The sequence below is a fragment of the Scytonema sp. HK-05 genome (genome assembly GCF_963872035.1).
In the GTDB taxonomy this organism is placed as follows: domain Bacteria; phylum Cyanobacteriota; class Cyanobacteriia; order Cyanobacteriales; family Nostocaceae; genus Kalymmatonema.
In genome coordinates this window covers 12,356-32,766 of the sequence record NZ_CAWMYC010000094.1, presented here as the reverse complement: position 1 = coordinate 32,766, position 20,411 = coordinate 12,356, and the positions used below count along the sequence as shown (strand labels likewise).

Here is a 20,411-nt window from a genome sequence, read left to right as displayed (position 1 = left end):
TTAACACTAGTTATTTATCTGTGTCCATCTGTGTCCATCTGTGGTTCCATTTTCTTTATTCTTAACTTTTAGAACAGTAGTTTAATAAACTTAAATTTTTATTGAAAATTTCATGCAAACAAAGTTTAAGTAAAAAAGTTAAGTATTATAACTTTGCCACAAAGCGACTTGCTGCCTTAGTTCCGACATATCTAAATGATTGCTGGCAAAAGCTTTGCGTAAAAGTGGGTAAGGAATAAAATCATCATACTTTTCAAGTTGTGGTGCTTCAGCATCACTGAGTAAATCTTCATTTTTTATTCTTTGTTCACATAAGGAAAGAATTTCAGAATAAAGATTGTTAATCTTTTGGGGAGCTAATTTAATTGTCAAAAAATAAGGATTATCGCCACTGATACCGCTAATTTCCAATGATTCGCGGCAAAAGCGGTTAAGCAACCTTTCCAAAGTGCGGTAAGCGACAGTACCCATCCAAGGAAAAATGCAGCACTTACCTTTTTCTAATTGCAAAATATTACGTTTATCTAGTCCAGCATCTCTTGCTAATTCACGAACTAACTGCAAACGCTTTAAAGCATTTTTTTGTAAGTAGCTATACTCTACATCCTCAAACAGGACTTGTCGCATCCGTTGCAAAATTCTTGTATGAATGATGCCACTACCACCCCGCCAATAAATACTAGCTTTCCCCTCTACCTGCTTCACCAAAATAATCTTTTTTTTAAAATCAACATCTACAACTTCCCAAGTTTTCCCTGCTAGGGCGAATGAATGTCCGACAGGAGACGGCGTAACGATACTGCCAATTTCTGTATTTCCTTGCTTAACAACATACTCCTGATTATCCGGAAAAACAGCATAAAACTGAAATCTTCCTACCACTTTTTCCCCTGCCAAACCAATAATTAACTTACCTTGCTCGGTTAGGTAAATATGGTCAATATCAATTAAATAACGTAGCAAAAACTTAAAATATTCTTGAGAAATAGCAGCAAAAGTTGGCAGACTTAAAACCTGTTTAGCAAGGGCAGCAGCTTGTAGTTCCCCTGTTGCTACTAAAACGCTCATCGTCTGATGATATAACAAACTCAAAGGATATTTTAAAGGCTTTATCGGTTCAATCCAACGCTCCTCCAAATAAAGTTGAATAATCGCAATACATTGCAAAAGTTGCCAAGGAATTTGTTCCGGTAACGATGCTTCTTTTGATACCTTCTCCTCAGCGCAAACAAACCGCATATCAGCAGCTTCACCTCTTCTTCCAGTACGTCCCAACCGCTGTAAAAAACTAGCAACAGACAGAGGCGATTCCAACTGAATAACTCGCTCTAAATAACCAATATCTATACCCAATTCTAAAGTCAACGTAGCAGCAGTCACCGCTGGTTGATTGAGTTCACGCATAGCAGCTTCAGCCGCTTGACGCAAAGAGGCAGAGATACTGCCATGATGCACATGATAAATATCTGGATACCCCTCAACACCTGCAACTTGACGCAAACAAGCAATAACAGATTCCGTTTGGGATTTATTATTAGCAAAAATCAAACACTTCCGAGACTTACTCAAATTAAAAATATACCTATCATATGCACTTATACCTCCTTCTCTCTCCTCTTTTCCTCTCTCTGCGTTCTCTGCGCCTCTGCGGTTCGTTTCAGAAACATAAAAATGCTCCACAGCAAGTCTAATTTGACGCTTCCCTCCCTCAATATTTGGAGTCATCACCAACTTATCAGTCCCAGAACGCAACCACTCCTCAGCCAATGAGTAATCACCAAGAGTCGCCGATAAACCAATTCTTCTAGGTTGTCTTTGCGTCACCCTTGCCAACCGTGCCAATTGACAAAGAATCTGACAACCCCGTTCCGAACCCATAAACGCGTGGATTTCATCAATGATCACAAACCGCAAATCACCAAACAAACGTACTAACTCATTATGTTTATTAATTAACAAACTTTCTAAAGATTCCGGCGTAATTTGTAAAATTCCCTGAGGATTCTTAAGAAGCTTCATTTTATGACTTTGGCTAACATCACCATGCCAATGACAAACTGGGATATCCGCCTCTCTCAACAAATCATTCAGACGTTCAAATTGGTCATTAATTAAAGCTTTAATAGGACCAATATAGAGTGCGCCAATAGTACTAGAAGGGTTTTCATGTAATAGAGTCAAAACTGGTAAAAAAGCTGCTTCTGTTTTCCCCGAAGCAGTCCCAGCAGCAATTAGCAAATGAGCATCAGTGTCAAAAATAACTTTACAAGCTTCGATTTGAACTGCTCTTAATTCCGTCCAGTTGTGATTGTAAATATATTCTTGAATAAAAGGGGCGAGTCTGGAAAATGTAGCATTGCTCATCTTGTACTTACACCTTGACAGAATTAAGTTAACGCACCCTCTAAGTCTGTGTCCTCTATAGTTTTTTTATAAACTAAATTCCGCAACATCATCCTCATCCGCATCTGCATCCTTACCCAAAACGGTAGGTTTAAAATTAGCACCATGAATGAGTTCACCAAAAGAAAGATTTGGATTTTGATAAAGAATATTCAACACACTAATAAAATCTCGCACAATTTCACCTGGAGTCAGCAAAGCTTCTGTACCCAATCGGTTAACAATTTCTTGGATAAAATCTTTCAAGTCACGGCTTTTTAAAGTCTTTTCGTAACCAAAGTTAATCGCATGAATTTCTGTTAATCTTTGCAAAAGCGCGAGGATTTCTTCTTCTGTTAGTGTGTTAAGCCGCATCACTGGTCCCATATACTCCTGCACACCTGCTTGAGTCACAAAACGACTTTCTTTTGTCCGTCTTCGCCAAGCAGCATCGGCAAAAAGCCCCCGATTTGGGTCTTCTAAAAATCTTATAGTACCACCAAGAAAAATACCAAGATGCTCTGCTTTACACTGCATGGTGTCGTTGAACATCCCCAGCAGTCTGTTATAGTTTTTTTCCCGCGTTACTGTAGGAGAGATCTGATATAAATGTGCCGCTTCATCAAGCAGAATTAAAAGACCTTTATAACCAATTTCAGCAACAAATTTAGCGATGAGTTTGATGTAGTCATACCAACTTTCATCATCAATGATGACACGCACTCCTAAGGCAGCTTTTGCCTCAATTTTTGTTGTAAATTCGCCCCGTAGCCATCGTAGTGCGGCATTTTTTAAATCATCATTATCCAAGCGGTAACCACGCCAATAGGCAACAATGACGGTGCCAAAATCAAATCCGTGAACTAAATCCTCAATATACTGAACAACTTCCCTAATTTTTTCTTCAACTTTGTCATCAAAACCTTCGTCATTGGGACGCATTCCGGTTTCTTTAGCGACTTCTTGTTGGATTTTATTAATCCATCCTTCCAAGATGGAAACCAACGCACCACCATCTGGACGAGTTTTTGTGGCGAGGTGACTCATTAATTCTCGATATGTTGCCAACCCTTCGTTGTTACTTCCTGCGAGTCGGCGTTCCCAGCATAAGTCAGCATCTGCTACAACAAAACCTTGTTCCATAGCACGGTTACGAAGCAGTTGCAGCATAAAACTTTTGCCTGAACCGTAATTGCCAATGACGAAGCGAAATGCTGCTATCCCTTCTGCTATATCATCAAGATTTTGCAATAGGCTTTTGAGTTCTTGTTCCCGTCCTACTGCTATGTGTTCCAGCCCAACTCTGGGTACGACTCCCGCACCAAGAGAATTTATCAAAGCAGTCGATACTTTTTTTGAGATTTTGAGCTTTGTCATCTAGATTACTGCACCTCATTTTTCTCGTTCCTACGAAGGGCGTGGCAAGGCATTCAGTGGGCTGCTGCTTCCTGTAATTTACCAAAGGTAGAGCATAATTGTGAAAGCGTTCCCAGGCTAAACCTGAAAATGAGAATTTGCTATAAACATTTAATTTAATGAGGTTTGTCCAGCCATTTTGCCCTCGTACATTACAATAATTTTTTTTACATTGGTCATATGTTCTTGATAAATTTCTGGCGTTTCCGAACTTGGATTAATTATTAATTCACCAATCGTATCATTAGCATGTTCATTAATGGAATCAATCAGTAAATTTGGCATTGTAATATTTTCTTCAGCAATTTTTTTAATAGCAGCATTAGGGTTATCCTGCTCTAAGATTGCTTTTAATACCTGAATTTCATAACTGTGTAGCTGTTCGATAAATTCAGCCCATTCTTCAGAGAAATTTTCTAGCTGATCGCTAGTCTCTATTGGTTCTAAGGATTCTATGAATTCAGAGAAAGGAAACAGATCAACGCTCGCTTCCTGTTCGTTTTCATTCAATTGTTCCTGAGTAGTCAGGGTTTCCATTTGGTGAAGGAGTTCCCAAACTTGGCTTTGCAACTGGTCGCGTTCGTCTTGCAAGACTGAGACTTGCCCTTGTAACTGTTGTAGTTGAGTTTGTTGTTCTGCAAGTTGGGTTTGCAAGGAATTCAGGTTTGCTTCTATAAGTTCTTTCTCAGCTTTTTTATCTAAAATAAATTGCTTTTGCTGATTTTCCTGAGCTTCTAACTCTTGTATTTGGACTCGTAACTCGTGTAATTTTTCTTCTAATTGAGGCTTTAATCTGTTCAGTAGAGTTAAGTTACTTTCTAATTCTTGTTTTTGCTGCTGAAGTTCACTTATATGAGCTTGCAGTTGAGTGATTTCAGCACGCGAAACATTATGGTTCAATTCTAAACGACGTTTTTCTGCTGTTAGTGCCGAAAAGGAATTATTGAGTTCTACTTTTGATTGATCTAATGCATGAAGTTCATTTTGTAAATAGTTTATTTGTGCTTCTAACTGTTTTTTTTCTAGAACGTAAGTGCTTAGCTCTCTATTGAGAGTATCTCTTTGGTTACGTCGTTCTAAGACTTGGTTTTGTAGCTTGCTTGACTCTGCATATAATGAAGCGTTATGTGCTTCAATTTGATTCATTTCTGCAACAAAACGCGACTTTAACCCCTCAAGGTCTCTAATTCGCTTTTGTAGAGAATCTAAAATGAGCATTTCATGATTTCTTCTTCTTTTATCTACAAATAATGCTGATAGATATGTCGCAGGTACAGTGATTACACCTGTGAGAACGGCTTTGTTAAAATCCCAGGTAAGGACGAGACTAAGACCAAAACTCACGCCAAAGGCAACTATACCTATAATAAGTCGATTGCTCACCGTTGCTGATTGCATATTGCTTGTTTTTAACATAGTCAAGTCGTCAACCTAAGCATTTTTTAAATTACTAAGCCTCACACTGTCGCTGGAAAAGCTATCGGTGTAATCATTTTCGTACAACAATAAAGAAAAATTAAAAATGAAATTTCTCTATTTCATAATTCTGTGTTCGCTGGAGAGTGGGTTGAACTCGATAGTGTCAAATCTGCTTTTAAGAAATCAACAAATTGTCTTGCTGTTCTTCCAGAACGACCATTATGGCGAGTCGCCCACTGTAAAGCTTGGCGTTCCAAATCTTCCTGACTGATATCGATTCCAGCTTGTGCCGCAAGATGCCGGATAATTTGTAAGTAAGTTTTCTGATCAGCTCCTTCAAAAGTTAAGGTCAACCCAAAGCGATCGCTAAAAGAAAGCTTCTCTTGCATAGTATCCCATGCATGAATTTCTTCGTTGTCCTTGGGAGATGGTCTATCGGCAAAAAACTCTCGAATTAAGTGGCGGCGGTTGGAAGTAGCATACACGACAACGTTTTGCGGTCGTGCAGTTAAATTACCTTCCAAAACCACTTTGAGTGCTTTAAAAGCATCGTCATCTTCTTCAAAAGACAGGTCATCGACAAAGATGATAAATTTCTGTGGGACACCGCGCAACTGCTCCACAATTTTTGGTAAATCTTTCAATTCAGATTTTGCCACTTCCAGTAAGCGTAAGTTGCGATCGCCATACTCCTTCAACAAAGCTTTTACCAGAGAAGATTTTCCCGAACCGCGACTCCCGTAAAGTAAGACGTGTAGCGCTACCTGTCCAGATAATAAAAACTCTGTGTTTTTCAACAAAGCTTCTTTTTGCGACTCGTAACCCACGAGTTGACTCAACTCAACTGAATCCGGATAGCGTATTCCGATAAACTGCCCAGCTTGCCAACGCAAAGCCTTATACTCTGCAAATAAACCTGTACCAAATTGGCGATAATAAGCTGCCAATTCTTTCACAGCATCAGCCCAATTTTCCAACTGTTGTAGTTTCTCTATGAGCGGTAATTCGTGAATTCCTGCTACTCTATCCTGCTCTACATACCACACAACTGGTGAAACGGGTAGATGAGCAACGGCTTGCACCCACTGACTCAAAGCAGCGCTGCTGCACTCATAAAGATTTTGCAACGCTTGTAAATCATGCTGAACTGCTGCTACTAGTGCAGGCGGTAAATTCTCAAATTCTTGCTGTTGAGCTAGCTGAGTAAAAGGATTATCTGCTCTCAGAATTTGAGTCATCAGATACTCCTCCCAGTTTTGATGTCTGGCAGCTAAGCACTTGAAGTAATTGCCGTATGCCTGGAGACAACTCTGCGCGTCCGCATCAGTGTAACGTATTGCTTGTAACAGGTCAAGATATGCAATCCCCACTTCGCCTTGGAGGACGGATTGGTAGAGTAAGAGGGACGCTGCTTGGCGCTGGAGAAATTGAACCTTTGCGATTGCTCTATTATCCATCAATCAATTATGGTGATGTAGCTAAATAGCTATGGTAAATTGTCTGCCGATGCTTGCAGCAAAATCAAAATCTACATAGGTTTTAACAATGACTTTAGGTATTGTTGCAGCCCTTGCCTATGGCATCTTAGCTATTATCGGTGGCATCATTGGCTACCGTAAAGCGAATAGCAAAGTTTCTCTTATTAGTGGTATCATCAGTGGTTTACTACTGATGATTGCTGCTTTTGTCCATCTCCAAGGACAAACTTGGGGTTTGACGTTAGCAGCTGTGATCACTGGTGTTTTGATAGTTGTCTTTGGATTTCGACTGGTTAAAACACGCAAATTTATGCCTGCGGGATTCATGACTATTTTAGGTGTGCTCGCACTAGCGACGATGGTAACTCAACTGGCGGTACTGAGGTAGCATAAGCTTACTCGTCATAACCATTCTCGGTTTTTGAACGCACGGGCTTGGCTACACAGGCAAAACCTGCCTGTGCGCTATCCTTGTGGCTTTCCGCAAGGGTAGCGCATATTCTATTGCCCAAGGTGTGTTGCAACTGATGCCCTAAACTTCCAGCCTCTAGGCATTCATCAATTTTTTCTATGAAGTCTATAGGCTTTTGTCGTAATTCATCCTCCATTTCTAGCGGTTTTTAGGTAAATGAACCACATTTGTGATCTCGCTTCCATTCCTCTTTACTTATAGGACAGAGGAACCTTGAATCTTTCCCCCAACCCTAGTAGGGAAGGAGGGTTAGGTTTATTGGCGTAGTCTAATTAACAGCAAAATTGCTGTAAACGTAGTGCGTCACGTTTACGTACACGCCCGTAGAGTTGTGCCTCCTTTAAAAGGGCAACGCTTACGCGTAGAGTAACACCCTACCTCAGCAATATTTGCTGTCAAGTGTTTTTTTCTTTTCAGAGTTTATTAAAAAATGTTTTTGAGTTTAAGAAGAAGTCAAAACATCAGTTCATCTGTTTATTAAAAAATGTTTTTGAGTTTAAGAAGAGGTAAAAAATTTTGTTGATTAGCATTCTTGGGATTCTCAATAAAATGTTGCATAAACTACAGAAAATAGAATTTTATTTTCTGGTAAAAAATTCCTAGATCAAAAGCACAATCAGTAACTTCTCTGAAGTCATTTGATACTTCACAAAAATGTAAGCTTCGCAATAGCGTTGCTGTAAGAATTTCAGCTACTAGTCATTCTAAAAAGCAAGATTGCTTCGTAGCAAAGTCATTGGTAGCTCCGGAAATTAACTCAGATGTCATGTACTTTAGGATGTCATCTAAAGGAGGAGAAGAGGTCTGTTAATGTATATTTATCATCCAAAAGTTATAAGCCATTATGAGCATCAAAATGCAAATTTACAAAAGTTGATTTATAGACTTAAGTATGTAGACACAGACATTTGAAAGATTTGGCTGAACACTTACGCAAAATTTAAAGCAATAGTAAAGGTAGGATTGCCATTTTGGCAGGTTCATTTTAGAAAAATCGGATATTAGTAGATTGTGCCAATCGTTATTGATACTCGCACGCTTGGTTGCTATCTACTGAATACTGTTGAAGCGAAGCCAATACTGAAATAGCGGATTATCCAAGCAATTTTACGCTATAGGAAATAATACATGGTACTTTCACTATCTTCTCATAATGTTATCCAGTATCTGCATAAAGCAGGTCTGTGTAGCTCAGAAGAAGGCGTATATGCCGATTCTGAATTACTGCTAACTAGCATGAAAAATTGCAATTTGCTTGTGAATTTGAATGGAAATTACAAGCTGCTGGTTAAACAGGAACGATACATTAATAATGATGCCAACTCCCATGAGTTTTTCAATGAATGGCTGTTTCACCAATTGCTTCAGCAGTTTCCAGTTTTAGGAAATATTCCTGCGATCGCATCTTTATTAGTGCATTTTGATGAAGAGAAATCTATTCTTGTTCGCAATTACCTAAAGGAATATTTTGAATTAGCAAGTTTCTATCAAAAAAGTTTGTCCTTTCCCAAAGCAATTGCAAGCGCTATTGGCACCAGCTTGGGAGCGCTACATCGTGCTACTTTTAATCGCCGAGAATATCGTGATTTTATGGCAACTGCTCCTCAGGGACAGTTTCGCTATCAATTTTATAATCCAGCGCAAGGAATAGGGTCAATTGGCTCTGAGATTTTTGGAAATGTTCCCACAGATGCACTGAAATTCTACGTTCTTTATCAACATTATGAAAGTTTGGAAGCCGCAATTGCAGAATTAGCATACGAATGGAATCCCTGCTGCTTAACTCATAATGATTTAAAATTGGAAAATATTTTAGTCCATTCAAGGTGGGATCAGTTAGATAATTGTCTTGTACGACTCATTGACTGGGAAGCTTGTGCTTGGGGAGATCCTGCTTTTGATTTGGGAACTTTAGTAGCAAGCTATCTAAAAATTTGGTTAGAAAGTCTAGTGGTAGATCCCACTATCGAGTTAGAAGAATCTTTGCTTCTAGCAGCGGTACCATTGGAAGTTCTCCAACCGTCAATAATAGCCCTAACTCTGGCTTATCTTGATTCTTTCCCAATGATTCTTGAGTATCATGGCGACTTTGTTCAACGAGTTATTAAGTTTGCGGCTTTAGTTCTGATTCATCAAATTGAGGAAAAGATTAAGCATCACAAATACTTTGATAACTCAAGTATTTGTATGCTCCAAGTTGCTAAAACTTTACTCACCAAACCGCAAGAGTCTGTGCTGACTGTTTTCGGGATTGCAGAGTCAGAGATTATAAAACATTTTGCGAACTTCCCTCAATTCTCTCACCCAGAACCAGAGAATAACTTGCTTCGCCTTTATTACGACAAAACTCGTTTGCGTGGTTGTTAATACGAGAAGGTGACGATAATGGAGAAGTCAATAAACAATCGACTTCTTACAAAAGTATGATTTGGATATTTAGAACCGCAGATGCAGACAGATAAATTATCTGTGTCCATCTGTGTTTATCTGTGGTTTAATTTTCCAAAAATTGCCAAAAAATTTCATTTCGCACTTTTGTTTAATTACTACCCTCCCTGAATACTCGCGCTCGTCGCAAAGCGTCCCGTGAGGGATACCCTCTCTACCGTACTCTCTCATTTAATAAGTTCCAATAATGCTAGAGTCATCTACCAAACCGCTGCTAAATTCTCTATTAGATATTGCTAGCAATATCCAAATTGAATCTAACTTTTGCATTCGCCACCCTAAATATCAACCCTTTGCTCTACCAGCCAAAATAGCAGAGCGATTTCGGCAAAATCCGCCAGCATTACAACAGAAGTATCTTGCTCTACTTTTGCGAAATTTCCTTCACGGAATATATTACAACGGCTCGCTACAAACCACATTGTCACTTGATGGTGATGCGAGTCATAACTTAGCATACAAAAACCTAGAGAGCCATTCGATTTTAGAGATTGATTGGCAATTTTACGAGCAATTACATACCAGCAATCACGGTACAGGTTACTTTGATCCTGGTTGGCAGGTGTTGCGACGGGAACCAGATGGTAGTATCGCAGTTACTAAAGGCGGTTTGACATTGTATGTTGAGTACAATAGCAACCTAGAACCATCAACGCAGAGCGCCAAAGTAGGAGAGTATATTAATATCTGGATGCCTAAAAACCGACTGGAAAACGGTTTTTACGTAGCGGTTAGTAATGTCGGACAGGATTTACAGGTTCACCCAGATGCTGGTTTGGGCGCAGGGCGAATTTACTTTAATGTCACTCCATTTGGTGCGACCGCCCTCATGAACAGCCTCACACAGCAACTGAACGCTGCTGGAATTCCTTTTAATTTTCAGGTTTTACATAATCCATTAGCCTATGGGCGCTACGACTCAGGAGTGCTGTGCTTTGAACGCGAAGACTACCTAGCAGTGCGAAAAGTCCTTCAGGCTGTCTATGCAGATTATCAATCGCATTTTCACAAAGAAATCCCCTTATTTACCAAATTTTTGGCACCAGGGCTAGGTTTAGCTGAAGAAGTCAGCCAAAAATTTGCAGCACAAGAAAGTTTTGGAATGAATCGGTGTCAAATTGTAGCTAATGCTTTGTTGGAAGCTTGGCAACAAGGTAACAATTCAACGCACGAGCGAATGAGGGCAATTGAGCTACATTTTACTCGGTTCGGCATTGATTTACAGCGTCCCTACCTCAATCCTTACTCTGAGGATATTTACTACGAACTAAACTGATAAAACGAATGGTTGCGGTAAAATTATTTACTATAGCCGGCAAATAGTCTGCTATATATTTTTGAATTTTGAATTTCTCAAAATGCCTTTTACATATAACCGCACCGTTCGCTTTCAAGATACTGATGCTGCTGGAGTCGTTTACTTTGCTAATATCTTGGCTATTTGTCATGAAGCTTATGAAGAGTCTCTAGTTGTATCTGGCATTAACCTCAAAGATTTTTTCACCAATCCATCTGTGGCTTTTCCCATTGTTCATACTAGTGTGGATTTTTTCCGTCCGCTGTACTGTGGGGACAATTCGGTTATTAGATTAATGCCACAACAGCTTAGTGTTGATAGGTTTGAAGTCGCTTATGAAGTAATAGTTGGTGAGGTGATGGCTGCTAAAGCAGTGACTCGACACGTTTGTATTGAGACAAATAGCAGAACTAAAAGAGAGTTGCCAGAAGAAGTGACGGAATGGTTGGAGGCGAACCGCCGAGGCGCAGAGAGCGTAGAGAGAAGAAAGTCAAGAGAGGTTCTTTGAAAGAGTTAGGAAACGAACCGCCAAGACGCCAAGAACGCCAAGAAGAAGAGAGGTTATTAAAGAGAGTTTTGAAGAAAACTTGTGGCTATTTGCTGTAGCTGTTGGCGATTGATTTTGCCTTGAGAGTTGCGAGGTAGGGTTTGTACAGGAATCCAATGTTTGGGAATTTTAAATTTGCTAAGTTTCTGTTTTAGGAGATTTCGGATTTCTAAATCAGAAGTCTTCGAGTTTTTCGGAATGTAAATTGCTGTGACTGCTTGTCCCCAAAGTTTATCTGAGATGCCGATGACACAAACATCTGCTACCATTTGTGTTGCTCTAATGGTTGATTCAATTTCGATTGGATAGACATTTTCACCACCTGTAATAATTTTGTCGCTGTTACGTCCAACGATATGTAAATAACCTTGGTTATCTAAAAACCCCAAATCATCTACCCGCAAATATTCCTGATTATCCCAAGGATTAGGATAGTAGCCTAAAGCTAGAGATTGAGAATAAATTGTGATATTTCCTATTTGATTTGAATTCAATTCCTCGCCTTGCTCATTGCAAATTTTTACAGAGGCATGGGGAAGGAGTTGAGTACAGCTATCTTTCCCATTAAGAAAATCATCGGGTTTGAGGGTAGCAATTTGTGAGGCAGTTTCTGTCATGCCATAGGTGGGAGCTAATCGGATGTTATAATATCTTGCTTTTTCTAAAAGTTCGTTCCAAGCTGGCGCACCTCCCAAAAGTACGGTTTGAAATTGGGATAACCAGTCAGTTAATTCTGGATTTTGTAGAAGACGCTGTAACTGTGTTGGTACTAAAGAAATACAAAATTTTGATTTTTCAATAGTACTTGTTTGATTTTTGATTTGACCATATTCTAAGTCTTTAAATGGCTGAATAACGAGTTTTCCACCAGTATTGAAGGAGCGCATAAATTGCATTAAACCGCTGACATGATAAAGCGGTAATACGCAAAAGGAATTAACTTGATTGAGCGAAAAATGTTCTGTAAATCCTCTTACGGATGCCATTAAAGTTTCCCAGCTATGAATGGCAAACTTCATCTTTCCCGATGAACCACCAGTGGGAATCATGATGAGTGCTGTGTCAGGAAATGACGAGGTGGGGAGGTGGGGAGATGAAATTTTTGAATTTTGAATTTTGTAGACGCCCCTTGGGCGGTGAGACAGCGCTGCAGGAGGGTTTCCCTCCGTAGGCGACTGCGAACCCGAAGGGCTTCCCGCAGGGTATTTTGAATTGTTTTGTCCCCAATTTCTTGTCCCTAGTCCCCAAATTAAATCTGGGTTGACTAAATCAAAAACCTGTTGCCATTCTTGTTTTCCCCAATCGGGATTGCAAAGAAAAATCGGACAACGAGCAGCACAAGCGGCGAGAAACCCTGCTAAAAACCGCACTGGATCGCGTTCAGCTAGGAGAATTTTCAGTGGTGTGCCTCGATAATATGAAAACTGCGTTAATTCTAAATACAGTTGTTCGCTTAACTGGGCAAATAAATCGCTATCATCACAAATTAACCAGTCTTTAGGTAGAGGCTGGTAAAATGTTTGCTGCACAATATTTTCTAGAGTTTTTTCCATAAAGCTTCTGGCAAAGTTTCTTCTTGGGCAAACCAATGGTTGACACCAAAACCTACTGCTCTGTTACCCTGAGATAATTCAGCGGCTAGCTGGAGCGCTGCTTGTCTACCAATTGCGGTTTCAAAAACGGATGAAAAGACAGCATCAATTTTATGCTGCTGACAAAACTGACGCAGGCGAGATGGTGAACCGACTATCCCAGGCTTAATTACAAAAATTCCTCGCCAACCTTGTTTGAAGCATCTGGTTAGTTGGTTAAGTGTGGCGACAGACTCATCTAGGGCGATCGCCGTCTTATAGTCATGAGTTAACTCCAACATCGCCTGAAATTGATCCACAGACAAAGGCTGTTCAATAAATTCAATTTCTAGGGATAATTGCTCATTTGCCTTGATATTGTCGCAAGCCCGCAGCCATACATTAGCTTCTTTAAGCTTGAGTCCGCCATTGGCATCTAATCGTAGTTTTGCAGAGGTTGGCAAAGTTTGAGCAAGTAATTCAAAAATTTCTAGTTCTTTGGCAATGGGATAGACACCAATTTTCCATTTAAAAGTCCGGTATCCCTGCTCCCACAGACTTTGCCAGGTTTGTAGTGCTGCTTCTCCAGCTGGTAACAAACCACTGTAGCAAAAAAACTTGGCGTTCTTGGCGTCTTGGCGGTTCGTTTCCCAAGCGGACTCAAACCCAAATTGACACGCGGGTAATTGATCCGGGATAGAGAAAATCATCTCTTGTGTGATTTCCTCTGAAAGCTCGTGGCAAAATTCTAGAGCTTGTTCTAGAGTTTCCGAACCAAACCAGCTGATGGGTGCAATTTCCCCCCAGCCGATTTTTCCTGTTTCATCGGTGAGACGCAGGATAATACCTTCGCGAATATCCCAGGTTCCGTGACTTGTGGTGAGCGATCGCACAAATCTCTGCTGATAAGGACGAAACTCAAATCGATATCGCATCAAAAGCCTGCAAGCAAAAATCCCAAACCCAACAGCAAGCAACTCCAAAAATGGACTGATACGGCAATGAATTTACAGTTACTTACTTTTTCCGGGTGGTTATGATTTTGCTGAACATGACTGCATAACTTTTTCGCAAACGGTAAACTTGCAAAACTTAGTAAAGTCCACACGGGGAAAATTCCACAAACCACAAACAGCAAAGTTAGGGCATAAATGCTACCAGTAAACCAAGTTAACAAGTCAGCCGCTTTTTGTGTTCCTATCCGCACAATTGGGGAACGTTTTCCTGCTGCTATGTCATCCTCAACTTGGTGAAAGTGCGAACAAAACAAAATTAAGCTTGTAGCAATTCCAACAATCACCGAAGCTGCGAAACTCATCATTGACCAGCTACCAGTTTGACTGTAATATGCTGCTGCTATAGCCAAGGGACCAAAGGCAAAAAAGCAAATGATTTCCCCTAAACCCTGGTACCCTAGACGAAAGGGAGGTCCTTGGTAAGTGTAGCCCAAAGCACAACAAAGCACAATGATTCCTATGACGGTTAAGTCTTGTTGCCACCAAGCTATTGCTAGTATTCCCAGCAAACCCAGACCTAAAAATAAATTTCCCAACCAAAATATTAATAGCTTATTGCCTGTTAAATTCACCAAAGAATGGTGTTTATTTTTGTCAATCCCTGTTTCAGAATCAAAGACATCATTACTAAGATTCTCCCAAGCTAGGATAAAAATTGCCGCGACTGAGAAAGTAGAAAAAACTGCTCCATGAAACATTTTAGTTTCCGCAAACGCGATCGCCGTTCCTACCCAGATGGGCATCAGAGCAACGCTGTACATTGGCGGTTTTATTGCCGCCATCCATAACTTAGTGTTGGGATAAGAAATCAGCTTTGTAGTCATCAGTCGTGATTAATGAAATTGCCAACAACTTTTTGGGCAAAAGTTCTTATGGTTTGTAAATACACCATATACAGACAACACATTCAAAAAAGCCACTTTTGTTGTAAGAGTGAAGCATTGATCAGGTGCATTCAGGCTATAACCTGGTTATCCTCTGTCTCACTCTCAAATGACAGCATAAACTTGGCACTGCAATCAGGTTTTTGCCAAACCACAATCTGGCAGAGCCACTACGCTGGTTACAAGGCGACTGTTTTGTGTTACCTGTAGAAATACGACCACGAATTATCACTCTTTTGGAAGTTAACTTTAGAAAAATTTACTCTTTCTAGATCCATGACAGTTTCTCCATGTAACGCTGACTTTTTTGTATATAATAAGGAACTATGCCGCTTTCTTTTAGCTGTTCAGCAAAATTGCATCAGGAATAATGTCACACAAATTGCTAGTCTTTCCCTGGAGATTGACAGAATTGACCCCTTAGTTGTACTTGAGCGCCTGGCACAACCAAATAGAATTAATTTTTATTGGGAGAATAAAGGAAAAAAGGAAGCGCTTGCTGCTGTTGATGCTGTTGCTAAATTAGAAATTGTAGGGAAAGACCGTTTCGCTAAATCAGAAGAGTTTATCAAAGAGTGTCTTCAAAATATAGTTTGCTTTTCTAGGACAAATCAAGCTTTTTCAGGAACTCAATTTTTATGTAGTTTTAGTTTTTTTGACCAAAATACCCAACTAGACTATCCATTTCCAGCAGCTACCATTTTTCTCCCACGTTGGCAAGTGGCTGTTAAAAATGAACGTTGTGTATTAGTTTTAAATACAATTATCAATTCTGACGTAAATATTCAAAGAATTCTGCAAATTTTCTGGCGCAAGATTGAAATTATCAACTCTATAGGATATGACTCGCAAACTCTTGATTATTCTTTGCCAAAATTTAGCAAACAATCGGTTGCGAATCCTCAAAAGTATAAGCGTTCCGTCTTGTCAGCGTTGGACAAAATTCGCTCTAATGATTTAAATAAAATTGTTTTGGCAGATGCACTTGATGTGAGGTCAAATGCTCCTTTTAACTTAATTCAATCGTTAAATAACCTGCGACAATTGCATCCTAATTGTTATGTGTTCTCTATAGGTAACGGCAAGGGACAGAATTTTATCGGGGCAAGTCCGGAACGCTTAATTAGTATTGAGCAACAACAGTTAATGACTGATGCTTTGGCTGGTTCTGCACCACGGGGTAAAACACCTGCTGAAGATGCTGCTAATGCCAGTTGTTTACTCAATAGCATGAAAGAAAGGCACGAACATTCGTTGGTGATTGATTTTATCACTCAAGGTCTGTCTGAGCTGGGTTTGTCACCTCAAGTCTTAGCACCTCGGTTGCGGCAATTATCTAACATCCAGCACTTGTGGACGCCGATTAGCGCCGGAGTTCCTGATAAAGTACATCCTTTAAAGATAGTCGCCCAACTGCATCCTACACCAGCAGTTGCAGGTGCTTCCAGAGAAGTTGCTTGTGATGAAATTCGTCGTTACGAAAGTTTTGAAAGGGGTTTATACGCTGCGCCACTGGGTTGGGTAGACTTGGAGGGAAACTGTGAGTTTATTGTGGGAATTCGTTCAGCACTCATAGATGGCGATCGCGCCCGACTTTACGCAGGTGCTGGTATCGTTGCTGGTTCTGATCCCGACAAAGAACTTGCAGAAGTTCAACTCAAACTACAAGCGTTGCTCAAAGCATTAGTTTAGAATTTTGTGTAATGCGTGTAACAATTGCTTAACCGTGTAGGGCTTTGGCAAAAATGTTTCGACGCCAACCGCTTGCGTCCGTTGCTTGTTGTCTGAAAGTCCGCTGGTAGCCATAATCTTGACACATGGGTTCATTTTTAGCAAAGCACGGATGGTGGTTAAACCATCCATCACTGGCATCATCATATCCACCAACACGACTTTAATTTCTTCCCGATTTTGAGCGTACGATGCAAGCGCCTCAATGCCATCACAAGCTGTCAACACTTTATAGTTATAGTTTTCCAGCGTGATTTTGGTAATCTCTCGAATTTCAGTCTCATCATCAACTACCAAAATTAATTCTCCATTTCCCCTAGGCAATTCCAAAGTTTCTGCTGGCGGCGTTTGGTTCTCTTGGACTGCTTTTAAAAAGACCTGAAATTCTGTTCCTTTACCAACAGTGCTAGAAACACTGATAAAACCGCTGTGGCTTTTCATAATGCCAAGCACCGTTGAAAGACCAAGCCCTGAACCTTTGCCAACGTCTTTGGTTGTAAAGAAAGGCTCAAAAATTCTATCCAAGACTTCAGCGGGCATACCAATTCCAGTATCCCTGACGCTGATCACAATGTGGGGTCCAACAGTTGCATCAAGATTCATCCGCGCATAGTTTTCGTCAATCAAGAAATTTTCGGCTGAAATACTCAAAATACCGCCTTTTGGCATTGCATCGCGAGCGTTAATAACCAAATTTATAAGCACCTGATGCAGTTGTGTTGCATCTCCAGACACAGTCCAAAGATTTGGTGCTATATCAGTGCAAAATTCGATAGATTTGGGAAATGTCTGTTTGGCAAACTGCTCAATTTCCAATATCAAATGCCGTAGTTGTAAAATCGTGCGCCGACCTTCGACACCGCGTGCAAACGATAGCACTTGCTTAACCAAAGCCGCACCACGTTGAGCGTTTGTTTCTAATGTCTGAAGCAGCTGCTGGTTCTGCTCATCAGAAATTTTCATCTGCAAAAGTTGAGCAGACATGAGCATCGGAGCCAGTATATTATTGAGGTCGTGGGCAATACCGCTGGCAAGTGTGCCGAGGCTTTCCAGTCGTTGAGCGCGAAGAAACTGTGCCTGGAGTTGTTTCTTTGCTGTGATGTCGGTGTTTACAGTCAGAATTGATTTTGGCTTCCCGTGTTCATCGCGCACGAGTGTCCAGCGAGTTTCAACAATAACTTCCTTGCCATCTTTTCGGACTTGGCTCAATTCACCATACCACTCGCCTGCCAAGTTCACTTGAGACAAAGCTTCTTGGAGTTGCGACGAAATTTTTTTATACAAAAACTCGTTAGCGTTCCTACCTAAAGCGTCTTTTGCTTTCCAACCGTAAAGACGCTCAGCGCTCCTGTTCCAAAAGACAATTTTGTTTTCTAAATCTCTAACCACAATGGCATCTGTCGCGACATCCAGCCAAGCCGCTTGTTCGCCGATTTTCTGTTCTGCTAGTATCCGCTCGGTAATGTCCATTCCGACACCGAGCATACGGACTGCTCTACCAGTTTCGTCATAGTAGACTTGCCCTTTATTTCCTATCCAATGCAGCGCACCATCAGGTGATACTAATCGAAATTCGGCTTCATAATCTGTCCTATTTTCAATAGCATCTGTAATGGCAGCAAGGACGCGATCGCGATCTTCAGAATAAACAGCATTGAGAAAATCTTCAAATGTATGGTCATGGGAGCCTAAGGGAAGACCACAGAGCGGTTCCATTGGGTTACAATCCACAACATTATTGGTTGTGATGTTCCAGTCCCAAGTTACCATGCGGGCTGCTTCCAGAGTTAACCTCAATCGCGCTTCGCTGTCTTGCAGTGCTTCAAGCGTCAGCTTTTGCTCTGTGATATCCATGCAGGAACCAATGTAACCCGCAAAACTACCATCTGAATGGAATCTTGGGGTACCTGTATCTAATAACCAACGATACTCACCATCAAAACGCCTGACGCGATATTCCATAGTGAAACTGCGGCGAGCATCAAATGCAGTTGTGTAGGTTTCCAAGCAAACCTGTAAATCGTCGGGATGAATAAGTTCTGCCCATCCGTCACCTAGTTCTTGTTCCAGTTTGCGTCCAGTAAATTCCAACCAGCCCTTGTTGAAATAATGACAAAATTGGTCAATACCAGCCATCCATATCATGACTGGGGCTGTGTCTGCCATAGTACGAAATCGTTCTTCACTTTCTTGGAGCGCGGCGATCGCATTCTTGCGTACAGTGATGTCAATAGAAATGCCAACAATGCCGACTAATTCCCCTTTGTCATCGTATATGGGCGAATCAGTAATTAAGATTGGGAACAAGGTGCCGTCTCGACGGCGAACGAGAAATTCCCCAGACCAACTTTTACCTTGTTGCAGCTCAGACATAATCTGGGCGGCTTGCTCTTGTGAAGTCTCAGCAGGAACAACTTCCAAAATATTTTGACCTATGACTTCCAGCGCTGACCAGCCATAGAGTATTTCCGCAAAGCGATTCCAGTATATAATTTCCCCGTCTAAATTAGTGGCAATCACTGCCTGTTCTACCGTTGATAGCAGATGCGCCTGAAAGTAAATTGCTGCTTCTGCCTGCTTGCGTTCGGTAACGTCACAAGCTATACCCAAAACCTGTACAGGCAAGCCATCTGCATTTTTGGAAAAAACAGTATCTCGACTACGCAGCCAACGCCACTCGCCATGACCATCTCTCATTCGGTACTCTAGTTCGAGAACTTCACCCTCTTTCACACTTTCAAAGCGTTTATGGTATTCTGTAATTCGTGGCATATCATCTGGATGAACGAGATTAGGCAATACTGCCTCTCTCATGGCTTCAATTTGTTGCGGCGCATAGCCTAAAAATTCAACAGCTTGTCGGTTTACATAGATGTTGCGCTGTTCAACTAAGTCGTAGACGTATATCAGATCCGGGCTTGTTTCAACAATCCGCTCAATAAAATACTGCTTTTCTTGCAAAGCAGCTTCTACCTGCTTGCGTTCAGCCAGTTCGCTTTGTACCTGTAACAACAGCGTAGATTGCTGAATGGCGATCGCCAGTTGATCAGCCACTGCACAAGTTAATTCCACTTCCTGCTGTTGCCAAGAAAAAGAGTAGTTATTTCTGATCAGGCTAAGACTACCCCAAAGAGTAGAGCCAAAATGCACTGGAACCAGCAACCATGCTCCCTGATAAGTTTGGGCAAAGTTACGGTTGATTTCATCTGAACAAGCACTAGCATCTTCGATTTCAACAACTTCCAATCGCTTGAGTCGGGCAGCAATTTCATTGTCAACATCGGGAATTTCCAACCCCAAAGCACTTGGTAAATCTGGAATTTGATGATAATCAGCGACATTCAGCCACAGTTGCCGTTCGGGTAGATATTGCACAATTTCGACTCGATCAGCTGGCACAAGCTGAGTAATCTCATAAACTGCTGTGGAAAAAATTGTTTCTAAGTCCAGAGAATTACGGATACTTTGAATCACCCGATTGAGCGCCTGCTCTTTTTGTTGGCGTCGCTCCCGTTCGTGTTGCTGTCGTAGCGCCTCTTCAGCCTGCTGCTGAAGAGATGCTAATTGTTCTAACTGAGAAAGGTTTTGGCGCAGTGCAGCTAACTCTTCAATCAACTGCTCTTTTGTCTTTTCCTCGTCTTTCATTGCCTTATATATTAGGAAAAAGCTCTGTTTGAAGCAGTCACTTAGAAGATTTACAAGAAAATTTTATCCCTGTTATCGTTTCAAAGTATAAAGTCATGTCTCCTT

Annotated in this window: 14 protein-coding genes; 5 read left to right on the top strand and 9 right to left on the bottom strand. The window is 40.9% G+C overall.

The genetic code is table 11. The annotated features are described in order from the left end of the window. Positions 1-138 precede the first annotated feature (138 nt). The 4 genes from AACT52_RS14025 to AACT52_RS14010 form a co-directional block, all read right to left on the bottom strand. Positions 139-2,364, bottom strand: a complete 2,226-nt coding sequence (locus AACT52_RS14025) for a DEAD/DEAH box helicase (RefSeq protein WP_073631455.1) — start codon at positions 2,362-2,364, stop codon at positions 139-141. Positions 2,365-2,430: 66 nt separating this feature from the next. Beyond that, positions 2,431-3,759, bottom strand: coding sequence for an ATP-binding protein (locus AACT52_RS14020; protein ID WP_073631453.1), 1,329 nt, complete (start codon positions 3,757-3,759; stop codon positions 2,431-2,433). A gap of 150 nt (positions 3,760-3,909) precedes the next feature. Next, positions 3,910-5,214, bottom strand: coding sequence for a tellurite resistance TerB C-terminal domain-containing protein (locus tag AACT52_RS14015; RefSeq protein ID WP_233153934.1), 1,305 nt, complete (start codon positions 5,212-5,214; stop codon positions 3,910-3,912). A 122-nt stretch (positions 5,215-5,336) separates the two neighbouring features. Continuing rightward, positions 5,337-6,674 carry an ATP-binding protein gene (locus AACT52_RS14010; protein WP_073631449.1) on the bottom strand — a complete coding sequence of 446 codons (1,338 nt, stop codon included), beginning with the start codon at positions 6,672-6,674 and terminating at the stop codon, positions 5,337-5,339. 88 nt (positions 6,675-6,762) lie between these two features. Between AACT52_RS14010 and AACT52_RS14005 the strand changes: the two genes are divergently transcribed. Next, complete coding sequence (locus AACT52_RS14005) at positions 6,763-7,083, top strand: TMEM14 family protein (RefSeq protein WP_073631447.1); 321 nt, start codon at positions 6,763-6,765, stop codon at positions 7,081-7,083. Positions 7,084-7,090: 7 nt separating this feature from the next. On the opposite strand, the gene AACT52_RS14000 is transcribed toward AACT52_RS14005, so the two are convergent. Then, entirely contained in the window at positions 7,091-7,303 is a 213-nt protein-coding gene (locus AACT52_RS14000; RefSeq protein WP_073631445.1) for a hypothetical protein, read from the bottom strand. 992 nt (positions 7,304-8,295) lie between these two features. Here AACT52_RS14000 and AACT52_RS13995 point away from each other — a divergent pair. The 3 genes from AACT52_RS13995 to AACT52_RS13985 all read left to right on the top strand — a co-directional run bounded on the left by AACT52_RS13995 (position 8,296) and on the right by AACT52_RS13985 (position 11,420). Further along, positions 8,296-9,534: an aminoglycoside phosphotransferase family protein gene (locus AACT52_RS13995; protein WP_073631443.1), complete on the top strand. Its 1,239-nt coding sequence runs from the start codon at positions 8,296-8,298 to the stop codon at positions 9,532-9,534. 268 nt (positions 9,535-9,802) lie between these two features. Beyond that, positions 9,803-10,891, top strand: coding sequence for a T3SS effector HopA1 family protein (locus tag AACT52_RS13990; RefSeq protein ID WP_073631441.1), 1,089 nt, complete (start codon positions 9,803-9,805; stop codon positions 10,889-10,891). Positions 10,892-10,973: 82 nt separating this feature from the next. Continuing rightward, entirely contained in the window at positions 10,974-11,420 is a 447-nt protein-coding gene (locus AACT52_RS13985; protein ID WP_073631439.1) for an acyl-CoA thioesterase, read from the top strand. A gap of 56 nt (positions 11,421-11,476) precedes the next feature. On the opposite strand, the gene AACT52_RS13980 is transcribed toward AACT52_RS13985, so the two are convergent. The 3 genes from AACT52_RS13980 to menA are packed head-to-tail and all read right to left on the bottom strand — an operon-like array spanning position 11,477 to position 14,870. After that, positions 11,477-13,012: a 2-succinylbenzoate--CoA ligase gene (locus AACT52_RS13980; protein ID WP_073631437.1), complete on the bottom strand. Its 1,536-nt coding sequence runs from the start codon at positions 13,010-13,012 to the stop codon at positions 11,477-11,479. After that, positions 12,997-13,965 (bottom strand): o-succinylbenzoate synthase, encoded by a 969-nt coding sequence (locus tag AACT52_RS13975; protein WP_073631435.1) that lies wholly within the window; start codon positions 13,963-13,965, stop codon positions 12,997-12,999. Before AACT52_RS13975 ends, AACT52_RS13980 begins: the two co-directional genes overlap by 16 nt. Next, positions 13,965-14,870, bottom strand: coding sequence for a 2-carboxy-1,4-naphthoquinone phytyltransferase (menA, locus tag AACT52_RS13970; protein WP_073631433.1), 906 nt, complete (start codon positions 14,868-14,870; stop codon positions 13,965-13,967). The genes AACT52_RS13975 and menA overlap by 1 nt, the downstream gene beginning before the upstream one ends. 336 nt (positions 14,871-15,206) lie before the next feature. Between menA and AACT52_RS13965 the strand changes: the two genes are divergently transcribed. After that, the gene (locus AACT52_RS13965; protein ID WP_073631431.1) at positions 15,207-16,622 is read left to right on the top strand and encodes an isochorismate synthase; all 1,416 of its coding nucleotides are present in this window, start codon (positions 15,207-15,209) and stop codon (positions 16,620-16,622) included. Here the strand turns inward: AACT52_RS13965 and AACT52_RS13960 are convergent. Further along, positions 16,614-20,306 (bottom strand): PAS domain S-box protein, encoded by a 3,693-nt coding sequence (locus AACT52_RS13960; protein WP_083630309.1) that lies wholly within the window; start codon positions 20,304-20,306, stop codon positions 16,614-16,616. The genes AACT52_RS13965 and AACT52_RS13960 overlap by 9 nt on opposite strands. Between the last annotated feature and the right edge of the window lie 105 nt (positions 20,307-20,411).

Excerpts from the sequence above, each read along its gene's own strand:
- AACT52_RS14025 (WP_073631455.1), bottom strand. The coding sequence starts at position 2,364 with ATGAGCAATGCTACATTTTCCAGACTCGCCCCTTTTATTCAAGAATAT.
- AACT52_RS14020 (WP_073631453.1), bottom strand. The coding sequence starts at position 3,759 with ATGACAAAGCTCAAAATCTCAAAAAAAGTATCGACTGCTTTGATAAAT.
- AACT52_RS14015 (WP_233153934.1), bottom strand. The coding sequence starts at position 5,214 with ATGTTAAAAACAAGCAATATGCAATCAGCAACGGTGAGCAATCGACTT.
- AACT52_RS14010 (WP_073631449.1), bottom strand. The coding sequence starts at position 6,674 with ATGGATAATAGAGCAATCGCAAAGGTTCAATTTCTCCAGCGCCAAGCA.
- AACT52_RS14005 (WP_073631447.1), top strand. The coding sequence starts at position 6,763 with ATGACTTTAGGTATTGTTGCAGCCCTTGCCTATGGCATCTTAGCTATT.
- AACT52_RS14000 (WP_073631445.1), bottom strand. The coding sequence starts at position 7,303 with ATGGAGGATGAATTACGACAAAAGCCTATAGACTTCATAGAAAAAATT.
- AACT52_RS13995 (WP_073631443.1), top strand. The coding sequence starts at position 8,296 with ATGGTACTTTCACTATCTTCTCATAATGTTATCCAGTATCTGCATAAA.
- AACT52_RS13990 (WP_073631441.1), top strand. The coding sequence starts at position 9,803 with ATGCTAGAGTCATCTACCAAACCGCTGCTAAATTCTCTATTAGATATT.
- AACT52_RS13985 (WP_073631439.1), top strand. The coding sequence starts at position 10,974 with ATGCCTTTTACATATAACCGCACCGTTCGCTTTCAAGATACTGATGCT.
- AACT52_RS13980 (WP_073631437.1), bottom strand. The coding sequence starts at position 13,012 with ATGGAAAAAACTCTAGAAAATATTGTGCAGCAAACATTTTACCAGCCT.
- AACT52_RS13975 (WP_073631435.1), bottom strand. The coding sequence starts at position 13,965 with ATGCGATATCGATTTGAGTTTCGTCCTTATCAGCAGAGATTTGTGCGA.
- menA (WP_073631433.1), bottom strand. The coding sequence starts at position 14,870 with ATGACTACAAAGCTGATTTCTTATCCCAACACTAAGTTATGGATGGCG.
- AACT52_RS13965 (WP_073631431.1), top strand. The coding sequence starts at position 15,207 with ATGACAGTTTCTCCATGTAACGCTGACTTTTTTGTATATAATAAGGAA.
- AACT52_RS13960 (WP_083630309.1), bottom strand. The coding sequence starts at position 20,306 with ATGAAAGACGAGGAAAAGACAAAAGAGCAGTTGATTGAAGAGTTAGCT.